The following is a 12705-nucleotide window of genomic DNA, read 5'->3' on the forward strand; positions in this document are numbered from 1 at the left end:
ATGAGGAACATGACCCAACTGCAAGTGCTTGTGGTCGACGACGAATGGAACATGCGGAACCTGCTCCGCATTTATTTGCAGCGGGAGGGCTTCGCCGTAAGCGAAGCCCGGACCGGTGGCGAAGCGCTGGATGTTCTGGAACAGGAGCGGATCGATATAGTGGTACTAGATGTAATGATGCCTGACATGGATGGCTGGCAGGTGTTGCGGACGATTCGCGAATCCAGCCGGATTCCGGTGCTGATGTTAACCGCAAGATCAGACACCAAGGATAAGGTGCAGGGGCTGGACGGCGGTGCAGACGACTACCTGACCAAGCCCTTTGAACCCGAGGAGCTGACGGCCCGCCTCCGCTCGCTGCTCCGGCGTACCGGCGTGCCTGTAGTGCAGCCTGCGAGCGAAGCGCTGAGTTTTCCGGGACTGAAGATTGTTCCGCAGGCCCGGGAGGTACGGATTCTGGAACGGCCGGTCGATTTTACGCAAAAGGAATTCGATCTCCTGAGCACTATGGCGCGCGCCGGTCAAAGGGTGTTTACCCGCGACGATCTGGTGTATCAGCTATGGGGCGAGGATTACGAAGGGGAGACGCGCGTGGTCGATACGCATATCAAAAACATCCGCGAAAAGCTGCAAAAAGCCGGGCTGTCCTATAATCCGATTCAGACGGTATGGGGCCTCGGCTATAAATTCCAGATTCCCGGTGATGCGCAATGAAGCAGAACGTCATCGGCTTCAAGCTCGGCCTGGCCATCATTGCCGTCTTTCTTGTGGTGCTCCTGTCTTTGGGCATTCTGATCGAGCGGATGTTCACCGGCTTCTATTATCGGGAGATGGAAAAAGAAACCGAGGAATTGGCCCAGCATTTTACGATTATGGCCCAAACGGGCGGCCACTCCGCGGAACAGATGATGCTGTCGTTTGCGGAATTTTCGGATGTGAGTATTTTTAACATTACTGCCGACGGAAGCGCAATGCTGCACTCCGGACGCCATAATGCCGAGGATCGCGGTTTTATCCGCAAGAACGACCTGGCGAAGATTTTCGCCGGAGAACGCGTGAATTTTCTGTACGCGGCCCCGGACGGGTACCGGTATTTCGTCTCCGGCCAACCGGTCGCTGCTGCGAATACACCGGTCGACTCCGCACTGTATGTCATGTCTTCCACGGCGAGCATGGAGCATTCGCTGAACGGGGTGCGGCATATCCTGCTGTACTCCGGTCTGGGCGCTTTCCTTCTTGCGCTCGGCTTCACCTGGTTTATGGCGCGCATTTTGTCCCGTCCGCTCATCCAGATGCAGCAGGCCACACGCAAGCTGGCCGCGGGCGAGCTGAATACCCGTCTGACCATAACCAGCAAAGACGAGATCGGTTCGCTGGCCGCGGCGATCAACGATCTGGCCGTGGAGCTGCAGCGGTACCGGGATACGCGCCAGGAATTTCTGGCGAATATTTCGCATGAACTGCGGACGCCAATTACGTATTTGCAGGGGTATGCCAAGGTGCTGAAGGATGGACTGTACGAAACGGAAGAGGAAAGGTCACTCTATTTGGGCGTGATCGACGACGAAGCGCATCGCATCCAGCATATGGTGGACGATCTGTTTGAACTCTCCAAGATGGAAGAAGGGCAGACGGTGCTGTATCCGGAGTGGCTGGATTTTGCCCGGCTTGTTGAGGGGACCGTGCACAAGATCGAATTGTCCGTGAAAAATAAACATTTGCAGCTCGAAGCCCGGATCGGCAATGAGCCGCTGCCGCTGTTCGGCGACCGGAAACGGGTGGAGCAAATCGTACTGAATCTTCTGGAGAATGCCGTAAGGTACACGGATGAAGGAAGCATTCAAGTGAAGGTGGCGAAAAAGGAGAACGGGGCGCTGCTGATTGTAGAGGATACGGGAATCGGCATTCCGGAGGAAGAGCTGCCGTATGTTTTTGAACGGTTTTACCGGGTGGAGAAGTCGCGTTCGCGGCAATATGGGGGTACCGGGCTCGGCCTGTCCATTGTCGGCAAGCTGGTGGAGCTGCATGGCGGAACCATTGCCATCACCAGCAAGCCGGGGGCCGGAACCCGGTGTGAGGTTGCTTTTGTAAATCCGGTTCAGGACTGATTATCGCTCTGCTTAATGCATCATGCCGGCCATTCCGCCGACGATTTCCGGATTAACCATCCCGAAGATCATGGCGACATGGGCAACGACCAGAAAGCCGCTGACCAGCAGGAAATGCAGCTTCAGCCGGGATTCTTCGCTGCGGCGGCGTGCGATCAGCCCGAGGTCGAGCAGCGCAAGCGGCAGCAGGAACAGTACCCCGCTTAAGTAAAAGGTGACAGCCACAACGTCAACCCAGGTATGCCAATCTCCGTCCACGGTGAGCGGGATATAGGCGTTAATCATCAGGTAAATAAAGATGCCCGTAAAATATAGGCCGGCGATAATGCTGCACGCGCGGTTGAATGCGCGGAGCGGTCCGTGCAAATTTTTACTGAACAGAATGAAAAATTCCGTTACGGTAATCGTCTCTGCAAAAATCACGGGAATGGCCATGAAAATAATCAGGTTCCATGGCTGATTGTCCGCCAGCAGCGACATATAATGCGTCATGTTCATGTTTGACCCTCCAAAATATAATTAACCTCGCTTGTTAGTCTAGTCCATAAATATGTGGAAAGTATGGAGAATCGGGTTTATGCTAGATTAGTCTGAATTTGAGAGAAACGGACCTGTGCGTACTGCGCGCGGGGGCATATTCATGGGGGGAGTCATACCGCAATGCTTAGCAGTGTTACTAGTTTATTGTTTGATCTGGACGGCACGTTGACCGATCCGAAGGAAGGCATCACACGCAGCGTGGAATACGCGCTCAATCAGTTCGGACAGACGGTTGCGCATCCCGATGAACTGATTCCGTATATCGGTCCGCCGCTCTATGATTCGTTTGTCGAGCTTGCAGGCATGTCCACGGAGGATGCGCAGAAGGCGGTCGGCTATTACCGCGAGCGGTACCGGGTTACCGGCATTTACGAAAATAGGATCATTTCAGGGGTACCCGAACTGTTGGCTAATTTAAGCAATATGGGGTTCGGCTTGTATGTGGCAACCTCAAAGCCTACGGTGTTTGCGGAAGAAATATTGCGTTATTACGGCCTGGACGGTTTCTTCAAATTCGTCGGAGGCAGCAATCTGGACGGCACCCGGTCCAAAAAAGCGGAAGTGATCGCGTACGTGCTGGAGCAAAACGCGCTGAAGCCGGAAGAAGCCTTAATGATCGGCGACCGCAAGCATGACATCATCGGTGCGGCTGCTTGCGGCGTCCTGTCGCTTGGCGTGACATTTGGTTATGGCACGGAAGCGGAGCTCTCTGCGGCCGGCGCGGATTTTATCGCCTACCGGGTAGAAGAAATCGGGGAGATGCTCTCCCTCGCCAAATGTTGATAGGCATCTGCCTGTTGACTTTTGGCACCGGCATACGTAAGATGTTAACCAAGCAATACCATCATCACAAGCTTTACATGACACGGCGATGACCAAAGACATGATATCCCTCGCGGGCTGACCAGAGAGAGAAGCGAAAGCTGAGAGCTTCTTGCAGATTCCGGCCGGATATTACCCCTTTGCAGCCGCGGCACTGAACCCTTCCTGCTGCTCAGGAAGGCTGTAAATGCCGCCGCCTGATCCCCGATACCGGATCCCATGAGGATTTGCCTTCAACCTTTCGCCGGGCAGCGGCGCCAGGGAGCGGTGCAGATCAAATTAGGGTGGAACCACGAGCCGAACGCACTCGTCCCTTTCCGGGAGAGATGCGTTTTTTTGCGTTCAATGCCACTACTAATCGGGAAATGGAGGGAAAGTCATGGATATTAAAATTACATTGCCGGACGGATCGAACAGGAGGGTACCGCAGTACACCACTATCGCTGAAATTGCCGAATCGATCAGCATCAGCCTGCGCAAGCAGGCGGTTGCCGGTAAGCTGAATGGACGGCTTGTTGATTTGCAGGCTGAACTGGCTCAGGACGGAGCCCTGGAAATCGTTACGCTGGACAGCGCTGACGGGCTGGCCGTATACCGCCACAGTGCCGCCCATGTGCTGGCGCAGGCATTGAAGCGAATATACGGCGAAGCGAAGGTGAAGCTGGGCATCGGGCCGGTGATCCAGGATGGCTTTTACTACGATATCGATATGGAGCACTCGCTTACGCCGGAGGATCTGCAGGCGATTGAAGCGGAGATGTCGGCCATCGTGCGGGAGAATCTGCCGATTGTCCGGCGCATAGTCAGCCGCAGCGAAGCCTTGGCGTTTTTCAACTGGCGGGAGGAATCTCTGAAGGTGGAGCTGATTAACGAGCTGCCTAAGGACGCAGTGATCACGATGTATGAACAGGGAGAGTTCAGCGATTTATGCCGCGGGCCGCATCTTCCCTCGACCGGGAAGCTCAAGGCATTCAAGCTCCTCAGCGTAGCCGGCGCCTACTGGCGCGGGAATGCGGAGAACCGGATGCTGCAGCGGATTTACGGTACAGCGTTTGTCAAACCGGCGGAGCTGGAGGAACATCTGCGGATGCTGGAGGAAGCGAAGCAGCGCGACCATCGCAAGCTTGGTAAGGAGCTGGAGCTGTTCATGTTCTCCGAAGAGGCGCCGGGTATGCCGTTTTATCTGCCCAAGGGTATGCTGATCCGTACCGAGCTGGAGAATTTCGCCCGCCGGCTGCAGCGGGAGCGGGATTACGAGGAAGTGCGTACGCCGCAGATGATGAACAACCGGCTGTGGGAACAGTCCGGACATTATGACCATTACAAAGACAACATGTATTTCACGATGGTCGACGATGTTAAATATAGCCTCAAACCGATGAACTGCCCAGGCCACATTCTGGTCTATAAAAATAGCCTGCATTCCTACCGCGAGCTGCCGATCCGCATTGCGGAATTCGGCCAGGTACACCGGCATGAGTTTTCCGGGGCGCTAAGCGGGATGATGCGTGTCCGCACTTTCTGCCAGGACGACGCTCACCTGTTTGTGTTGCCGGAGCAAATCGGCGAGGAAATCGGCAAGGTCATTGAAATGATCGACCATATCTACAAGGTGTTCGGGTTTGAATATCAGGTGGAGCTATCGACAAGGCCGGATGATTTCATGGGCGACGTGGAGCTGTGGAACGAAGCGGAGTCTTCTTTGCAAAAGGTACTGGAAGCTCGGGGAATCCCTTACCGTTTGAACGCCGGCGACGGTGCCTTTTACGGACCGAAAATCGATTTTCATATCCTGGATGCGCTGAAGCGGAGCTGGCAATGTGGTACAATTCAATTGGACTTCCAAATGCCGGAGAAGTTCGAAATGAACTACATCGGCGAAGACGGTCAGAAGCACCGTCCGGTGATGATCCATCGTGCCGTGTATGGCGCCATCGACCGGTTCATGGGAATTCTGATCGAACATTTCGCGGGTGCGTTCCCGCTTTGGCTCGCACCGGTACAGGTCAAGCTTTTGCCGGTCTCGGCGAATTATACGGACGATGCGCTGCAGGTCAAAGAAACACTCAAGCAAGCCGGAATTCGCGTCGACGTGGATGTGCGCAATGAGAAGCTGGGCCTGAAGATCCGTGACGGCGAGCTGGAGAAGGTCCCTTATCTCCTCGTCATCGGAGAACAGGAACGGCAGTCCTCATCGGTATCCGTACGCAAACGCGGCGCCGGCGATCTGGGCCGGATTGACGTTGCTGCGCTGATTCAGCAGATATTTGCCGAGGTGAAAGCGGGACAAGAGCTGGCGGAAGACTGATTTCTATTCTATAGAAGGAAGTGACAACGTTGACCGTGAAATACAGCAATGATCGCATGCTGCAAGGTCAAACCATCCGGCTTGAACCGCTGGAGGAACGTCATCGCGAGGAGCTTGCGGAGCTGCTGGCCGACCGGCGGATCTGGGAGTTCACATGGCGGAAAATCAACTCACGGGAAGACGCGCTGGATTTGGTGAATACGGCATTAGCGAATCAGACGGCGGGGACGGAGATACCCTTTGTCATGATCGAAGCAGCTTCCGGACGAATCGCCGGGACAAGCCGTCTCAAGAACGTCGATCTGAAGAATCGCAGCGCCGAAATCGGCTGCACCTGGATCGGCCCGGCGTACTGGCGGACGGCGGTCAACACCGAAGCGAAGGCATGGATGCTGAAGTTTGCCTTTGAGGAGCTGGATCTAATCCGCATCGAATTTACGATTGTGGGAACCAATCTGCGGTCCCAACGGGCGATCGAACGCATCGGGGCCATTAAGGAAGGCGTGCTGCGCAAACACCGGATCTCACCGGACGGAACCGTGCATGACAACGTGGTCTACAGCATTACCGATGACGACTGGCCGGCGGTCAAAGCGAATCTGCATCATTTGTTATACGTTAAATACGCGAGGGTATGAGACACAACCTTGGGATGACGGGTGTTCCGGCATTCCAAGGTTTTTTAGCGATTGGCGGTAAAAAGGGAGAAGGCCAGCGCCGGATTTTGGTAATCCGTCATTTCGCGTTATACTAGTCCATGTGTGATACTAATGAATAAGGTGGGAAACCCAATGAGTCAGCTTCATCTACAATCCAAAGCTACGCTGAACAACGGCGTGGAGATGCCTTGGTTCGGCCTTGGCGTGTACAAGGTTCAGGAAGGCAACGAAGTCATTGAATCCGTTAAGACGGCAATCCAAGCCGGCTACCGCAGCATCGATACCGCTGCGCTATACGGCAATGAAGAAGGCGTGGGACAAGCGATCCGCGAATCCGGCGTGCCGCGCGAAGAACTGTTCATCACCACCAAGGTATGGAATTCCGATCAGCGGGAAGGCCGCGTGCTGGAAGCGTTCGAAACCAGCTTGAATAAGCTTGGCCTGGATTACGTGGACCTTTATCTGGTGCACTGGCCGGTGAAGGATAAATACAAAGAAACATGGAAGGCGATGGAGCAACTATATGCGAGCGGCAAAGTCCGGGCAATTGGCGTATCCAACTTCCAGATTCATCATCTGCAGGACTTGTTGGCAGACGCTTCGGTTGTGCCGACGGTGAACCAGGTGGAGCTGCATCCTCATCTGAGCCAGCCGCAGCTTCGCCAATTCTGTAAAGACAACGGCATCCAGATCGAAGCCTGGGCTCCGCTGGGACAAGGCCGGCTGCTGGATAACGAAACGCTGAAGGATATCGCCGCAGTCCATGGCAAATCGGTGGCCCAGGTGATTTTGCGCTGGGATCTGCAGAACGGCATCGTCACGATTCCTAAATCGGTTACAGAATCGAGAATAATCGAAAATGCCGATATTTACGATTTCGAGCTGTCTTCGGACGAAATGAAACGGATCGATGATCTGAACGGTGACCTGCGCTACGGCGCGGATCCGGACAATTTCAATTTCTAAATCCGCTGTACAAAAGACGTCTGCGCCTGCAAGGTTTCGCCGCGCCAGGCGTCTTTTTTGCATCCGCCAAAATGAAAACAAGTATGAAAAAATCGAAACTTTTATCCGGCGGTAATCGTCTATCATACAGAAAGAGAGACAAGGCTTGTCTTTCGAATCATGCTTTAGGGAGGCAATACCGAAGTGACACCAACACCATTACCGCAGCGATCCTCCGTCCGGAGCAAGAAAAAGTCCCGTAAACGGAAGAAAAAAAGAAGTTTTTTTCGCACCGTATCCAGGTTGTTCTTCCTATTATTCCTGATAATCATCGCCGGCCTCGGCTGGCTGTACCTGGCTCCGTCCGGGCAGAATACGCGTTATCTGATTGCCGATACCCTGATCACGACGCAGCACCGCTATCTGGCGAAATATATTATCGGCGAAGCCGAATTGCAGGCACGGGTCGACGAGTACAACAAGCTCTTTGAACAAATGGGCGATGAAAAAGATACGCATGTCATTCAGCCGGCAAAACCGTCCGCAGAGGAAGCGGCAGCGCCGCTCGTCAAGGTCGAGAAAGTAAGAGGCACCGGATACGAAGGCTACCTGATGACGGTGAGCGATCCGACCAAGGTGCGCCTCGGACTGACATCCGTAATGGGCAAAGGCGAAAAAGTATCCAGCATGGTCAAGCGTACCGGGGCGATCGCCGGCGTAAACGGAGGCGGATTTGCCGACCCGAACTGGAAGGGCAACGGATTTAAACCGATCGGCCTGGTCATTTCGCAAGGCAAAGTCTGCTATAATGGACTCGGCGGTAAAGACTCAACTCAGATCGTTGGTCTCGACAAACAGGGCAAAATGATAGCCGGAAATTATACGCTGAAGGAACTCAGCGATCTCGGCGTGCAGGAAGCGGTATCGTTCCAGCCGCGGATCATCGTCAACGGCAAAGGCCTGATCAAGAATGCCGCCGACGGCTGGGGCATTGCTCCGCGCACGGCCATGGGCCAACGCGAGGACGGCGCGCTGCTGTTCCTGGTCATTGACGGCAGACAGCCGGGCTACAGCATCGGCGCCAATCTGTATGACGTGCAGCAGATTATGCTGAAGCACGGAGCTGTCATTGCCGCCAATCTGGACGGCGGATCATCCACCGTTCTGGTCAAAGACAACGATGTCGTCAATAAACCATCGTCGCAATATGGCGAGCGGTATTTGCCGACCGCCTTCCTGGTGTTTGAGCATCCGGAGAATGCCGTGATTCCGAACATGTGGGAAGGACTGGATCCGGCCAAAATCGACGCCGGCAAAAAATAACGGGCAGAGGGGGAAACCGCTTGACCTTGCAGCAGCTTCGCTATTGCCTGGAGATCGCCAGCTGCGGCTCGATGAACGAAGCGGCCAAGCGGCTCTTCGTGTCGCAGCCTTCACTCTCGAATGCGATCAAGGAGCTGGAGAACGAGCTGGGCATTACGATATTTGAACGGAACAGCCGGGGAATGAGCCTGTCGCAAGACGGCGTTGAATTTCTCGGCTATGCCCGGCAAATCATTGAGCAGACCGAATCCTTGGAGAACCGGTATTACGGAAAAAAACGCAGCCCGGTATACTTTTCGGTCTCTACGCAGCATTACGCCTTTGCCGCGGATGCATTTGTCAGGCTGATGAAGGAGAACAATCATCCGGAGTACAGCTACAGTCTGAAAGAGATGCAAACCAGCGGGATTCTGGACGATGTCCGTCTGATGCGCAGCGACCTCGGGATACTGTATCTGTGCGACAGCAATTCAAAGGTAATGAACAAACTGTTCAGCGACGCAAACCTGAAGTTTACGCCGCTCTTTAACACGCTTCCGCATGTCTATGTGCGCGCCGGCCATCCGCTGGCCGCCAAAACGCGGCTGAATGAAGCGGATATTTCGGAGTTCGCTTATATCACGTTTGAGCAGGAAGATCCGCATGCGCTGCATTTTTCCGAAGAAATGCTGAGCTTTACCCGGATGGCAAGAAGCATCAAGGTGTCGGACCGGGCTACGCTTTCCCATCTGCTGCTGGGCAGCGACGCGTTTACGATCGGCACCGGCGTGCTGGGCAGCGGCGGAGAATTGGCGGGAATCGTCACCGTTCCTTTTGACAGCGAAGAAATGTTCACCGTGGGTTGGATCGCCGTCAAGGACCGCAAACCCGGCGTTTTAATGGCGCAGTACATAGAGATTCTGAATGACATGGTGTCGCGGAATTCGTTCGATGACATGCAGTTCTTATTCTGACAGCGGAGGGAAAATATGAGCAGTCCATTAGTTGGCACGATCCGCACATCTCCGCCGTTTCGTTACGAGGTGGTCGGCAGCTTCCTGCGGCCTCCGGCGATCAAAGCCGCCCGCAGTCTCGCCGCCGAGGGAACAATAACAGCCGCAGAACTGCGCCAAATCGAAAACACGGAAATTGCCGAGCTAATCCAGCATGAAAAAGAGCTTGGTCTTCAAGCGGTGACCGACGGCGAATTCCGCCGTTCCTGGTGGCATCTGGACTTCTTCTGGGGCGTTCAAGGGACGGAGCGGATTACGCTTGACGGGACAGATCCCGGCAAAAGAGCGGAGAGCTTCCGGATTGCCCGGCCGATTGAATTCGGGCAGCATCCGATGGTTGCGGATTATCTCGGGCTGCAGGCGCTGGCAGGCGACTCGCTGGCTAAGATGACGATTCCGTCGCCGGCCTTGTTCCATTTTGTGCAGGACCATAACGAAAGCGGCGTGTATCCGGACCAGGAGACGTTGTACCAGGACATTATTAAGGTGTACCGCGAGGCAATCCGCGCTTTTTACGAAGCAGGCTGCCGGTATCTGCAGCTTGACGATACGACCTGGGGCTCGCTTTGCAGCGGCAGACACCGCACGTACTTGCGCAGCCGGGGCACGGACCCGGACCGGTTGGCGCAGGATTATGTCCGGCTGATCAACGAGAGCATCAAGGAACGGCCGGCGGATATGACCATCGCCCTGCATGTGTGCCGGGGCAATTTCCGCTCGACCTGGTTTGCCGCAGGCGGATACGAACCGGTCGCCGAAGTGCTGTTCGGGCAGGCGCGGGTGGATGCCTTTTTCCTGGAATACGACAATGAACGGGCCGGAGATTTTACGCCGCTGCGCCATATTCGGGATCAGTTCGTGGTTCTTGGCCTGGTGACGACCAAACACGGCGGTCTGGAGAGCAGAGAGCAGATCCTAGCCCGGATCGAAGAAGCGGCGGCTTTCGTAGATATCGAAAAGCTATGCCTCAGCACGCAATGCGGATTCGCTTCCACGGAAGAGGGCAATATTCTGTCCGAAGAGGAGCAGTGGGCCAAGCTGCGGCTGGTGAAGGAAGTTGCCGGCGAGGTCTGGTGCTGAGCCACTTTACGGAGCCTACCGCAGAGAGGTATAATAGAAAAGATTGTTTTAATCTATGCTTAGAAAGCGAGCGAAACGTATGGGTCGTAAGTGGAATAATATTAAAGAGAAGAAGGCGTCCAAGGATGCCAACACAAGTAAGGTATACGCCAAGTTCGGCGTTGAGATTTATGTAGCCGCGAAGAAGGGCGAACCGGACCCGGAATCCAACCGCGCGCTGAAGGTCGTTCTGGAACGTGCCAAGACGTATAACGTACCGAAAGCAATCATTGACCGTGCACTGGAAAAAGCAAAGGGCAGCGGCGATGAGAATTATGTCGAGACCCGTTACGAAGGATTCGGACCCAACGGCTCGATGATCGTCGTCGACGCGCTGACCAACAACGTGAACCGGACGGCGCCGCTCGTGCGCTCGGCCTTCAGCAAAAACGGCGGCAACATGGGCGTGAGCGGATCGGTAACCTACATGTTTGATCCGACGGCCGTTATCGGCGTGGAAGGCAAATCGGCGGATGAAGTCATGGAACTGCTGATCGAAGCCGATGTGGACGTGCGCGATGTGCTGGAAGAAGAAGAATCGGTGATCGTATATGCCGAACCGGATCAATTCCATGCCGTTCAAGAAGCGTTCAAGAACGCCGGCATCACCGAATTTACGGTGGCCGAGCTGACCTTGCTGCCGCAGAACTATGTCTCGCTGCCGGAAGACGGCGCGGTTCAGTTCGAGAAGCTGATCGATGCCCTGGAAGATCTGGACGACGTGCAGCAAGTCTACCACAACGTCGATTCCGAAGAGTAGGACCTCAGCGCTTCCGCATAAAGGCAGCGTCCATCTGGCACACTATACTGAAACCATCAGTATTTGCCAGAGGAGGTAGCAACCGTGGAGCATGTGAATCCGGATAAAAACCTGATCAATACCGTCGAGGCATTGGAACATACGCCAGTGACCAGCCAGGAAGCGCAGCAGATGGGACAGAAGAAGCTTGATGTCCGCAAGGAAGCGCTGCGCGACGACAAAACGACGTATAAGAAAACCGAAGAAAACCGGTACAAGTAGCACACAGAAACGGCGGAGTCTCCGCCGTTTTTTTCTTAAGCCCAAAAAGCTAGCCATGATAGCCATGAATACATAGCAGGGAGTTTTACGGAAGATGGATCATATGAGTACAGGCATTGTTCTGATTTTATTGGTATGCGGATTTTTGGCCGGGCTGATCGACTCCGTCGTCGGCGGTGGCGGGCTGATCAGCATTCCTGCACTGCTGGCGGCAGGCATTCCCGTGCATCTGCTGCTCGGCAGCAATAAGCTGGCGGGCACATTATGCTCGATGACCAGCACGGCTTCTTTTTTACGTTCGGGAAAAATCGACTTTCGTTCCGTCCGGCTACTGGTGCCATTATCCGTTATCGGTGCGGTGGCCGGAGCGTTGACCGTGCGCCAGGTGCCTTCAGAATTCCTGAAGCCGCTGGTCATCGTCATGCTGATTGCGATCACGATCTATACGTTGTTCAAAAAGTCATGGGGTGATGTCTCCACCTACAGCGGCCGCAGCACCAAAATACAGCTGATCGGCATGCTCGTTGCGCTGGTCATCGGCTTCTATGACGGCTTTTTCGGGCCGGGAACAGGGTCGTTCCTGATCTTTGCCTTTCTGCTGATGGGCTTTGAATTCGTGACGGCGGCCGGAAATGCCAAGGTGCTGAATTTTGCCAGCAACATTTCCAGTTTATTTACCTTTATTGCAGTCGGCTCCGTCCATTACGCGTACGGCTTACTGCTGGGCATCCCGATGGTGATCGGGGCGCTCGTCGGCTCGCGCATTGCGATTCGTAAGGGAGCGGCTTACATCCGCCCGTTATTCATTACGGTGACGATGATCTTAATCGGCAAGCAGCTATGGGATTTGATGCATTAAGGAGTGGAA

Annotated in this window: 13 protein-coding genes; 12 read left to right on the forward strand and 1 reads right to left on the reverse strand. The window is 54.7% G+C overall.

The window, feature by feature from the left end; all coding sequences use genetic code 11:
• The first annotated feature begins 9 nt into the window (after nt 1–9).
• Nucleotides 10–714 (forward strand): response regulator transcription factor, encoded by a 705-nt coding sequence (locus BMW84_RS03870; protein ID WP_091064657.1) that lies wholly within the window; start codon nt 10–12, stop codon nt 712–714.
• On the forward strand, nt 711–2108 hold the full coding sequence (locus BMW84_RS03875) for a sensor histidine kinase (RefSeq protein WP_091064659.1): 1398 nt from the start codon (nt 711–713) through the stop codon (nt 2106–2108). Before BMW84_RS03870 ends, BMW84_RS03875 begins: the two co-directional genes overlap by 4 nt.
• Before the next feature lie 12 nt (nt 2109–2120).
• Here the strand turns inward: BMW84_RS03875 and BMW84_RS03880 are convergent, their stop codons facing one another.
• Nucleotides 2121–2606 (reverse strand): DUF6803 family protein, encoded by a 486-nt coding sequence (locus tag BMW84_RS03880; RefSeq protein WP_091064662.1) that lies wholly within the window; start codon nt 2604–2606, stop codon nt 2121–2123.
• 162 nt (nt 2607–2768) lie between these two features.
• Between BMW84_RS03880 and BMW84_RS03885 the strand changes: the two genes are divergently transcribed.
• From BMW84_RS03885 to BMW84_RS03925, 10 genes are all read left to right on the forward strand, one after another.
• Complete coding sequence (locus BMW84_RS03885) at nt 2769–3431, forward strand: HAD family hydrolase (protein ID WP_091064664.1); 663 nt, start codon at nt 2769–2771, stop codon at nt 3429–3431.
• A 418-nt stretch (nt 3432–3849) separates the two neighbouring features.
• Nucleotides 3850–5778 (forward strand): threonine--tRNA ligase, encoded by a 1929-nt coding sequence (thrS, locus tag BMW84_RS03890; RefSeq protein WP_091064668.1) that lies wholly within the window; start codon nt 3850–3852, stop codon nt 5776–5778.
• A 35-nt stretch (nt 5779–5813) separates the two neighbouring features.
• A complete protein-coding gene (locus BMW84_RS03895) occupies nt 5814–6416 on the forward strand; it encodes a GNAT family N-acetyltransferase (RefSeq protein WP_254772932.1) in 603 nt (200 codons plus the stop codon).
• A gap of 153 nt (nt 6417–6569) precedes the next feature.
• A complete protein-coding gene (locus BMW84_RS03900) occupies nt 6570–7403 on the forward strand; it encodes an aldo/keto reductase (protein WP_091064671.1) in 834 nt (277 codons plus the stop codon).
• Between the two features lie 183 nt (nt 7404–7586).
• Complete coding sequence (locus BMW84_RS03905; protein WP_091064673.1) at nt 7587–8705, forward strand: phosphodiester glycosidase family protein; 1119 nt, start codon at nt 7587–7589, stop codon at nt 8703–8705.
• Between the two features lie 20 nt (nt 8706–8725).
• Entirely contained in the window at nt 8726–9658 is a 933-nt protein-coding gene (locus tag BMW84_RS03910; RefSeq protein WP_091064675.1) for a LysR family transcriptional regulator, read from the forward strand.
• A gap of 15 nt (nt 9659–9673) precedes the next feature.
• Nucleotides 9674–10777: a 5-methyltetrahydropteroyltriglutamate--homocysteine S-methyltransferase gene (locus BMW84_RS03915; RefSeq protein ID WP_091064678.1), complete on the forward strand. Its 1104-nt coding sequence runs from the start codon at nt 9674–9676 to the stop codon at nt 10775–10777.
• A gap of 79 nt (nt 10778–10856) precedes the next feature.
• Nucleotides 10857–11576 (forward strand): YebC/PmpR family DNA-binding transcriptional regulator, encoded by a 720-nt coding sequence (locus tag BMW84_RS03920; protein ID WP_091064680.1) that lies wholly within the window; start codon nt 10857–10859, stop codon nt 11574–11576.
• A gap of 84 nt (nt 11577–11660) precedes the next feature.
• The gene (locus BMW84_RS24660) at nt 11661–11837 is read left to right on the forward strand and encodes a hypothetical protein (protein ID WP_175498661.1); all 177 of its coding nucleotides are present in this window, start codon (nt 11661–11663) and stop codon (nt 11835–11837) included.
• A gap of 94 nt (nt 11838–11931) precedes the next feature.
• A complete protein-coding gene (locus tag BMW84_RS03925; protein WP_091064683.1) occupies nt 11932–12696 on the forward strand; it encodes a TSUP family transporter in 765 nt (254 codons plus the stop codon).
• The last annotated feature ends 9 nt before the right edge of the window (nt 12697–12705 follow it).

Source organism: Paenibacillus sp. NFR01 (assembly GCF_900111565.1).
In the GTDB taxonomy this organism is placed as follows: domain Bacteria; phylum Bacillota; class Bacilli; order Paenibacillales; family Paenibacillaceae; genus Paenibacillus_AQ.

Coding starts and splice junctions, on each gene's coding strand:
- BMW84_RS03900 (WP_091064671.1), top strand. CDS start 6,570: ATGAGTCAGCTTCATCTACAATCCAAAGCTACGCTGAACAACGGCGTG.
- BMW84_RS03875 (WP_091064659.1), top strand. CDS start 711: ATGAAGCAGAACGTCATCGGCTTCAAGCTCGGCCTGGCCATCATTGCC.
- BMW84_RS03885 (WP_091064664.1), top strand. CDS start 2,769: ATGCTTAGCAGTGTTACTAGTTTATTGTTTGATCTGGACGGCACGTTG.
- BMW84_RS03870 (WP_091064657.1), top strand. CDS start 10: ATGACCCAACTGCAAGTGCTTGTGGTCGACGACGAATGGAACATGCGG.
- BMW84_RS03920 (WP_091064680.1), top strand. CDS start 10,857: ATGGGTCGTAAGTGGAATAATATTAAAGAGAAGAAGGCGTCCAAGGAT.
- BMW84_RS03880 (WP_091064662.1), bottom strand. CDS start 2,606: ATGAACATGACGCATTATATGTCGCTGCTGGCGGACAATCAGCCATGG.
- BMW84_RS03925 (WP_091064683.1), top strand. CDS start 11,932: ATGGATCATATGAGTACAGGCATTGTTCTGATTTTATTGGTATGCGGA.
- BMW84_RS03915 (WP_091064678.1), top strand. CDS start 9,674: ATGAGCAGTCCATTAGTTGGCACGATCCGCACATCTCCGCCGTTTCGT.
- thrS (WP_091064668.1), top strand. CDS start 3,850: ATGGATATTAAAATTACATTGCCGGACGGATCGAACAGGAGGGTACCG.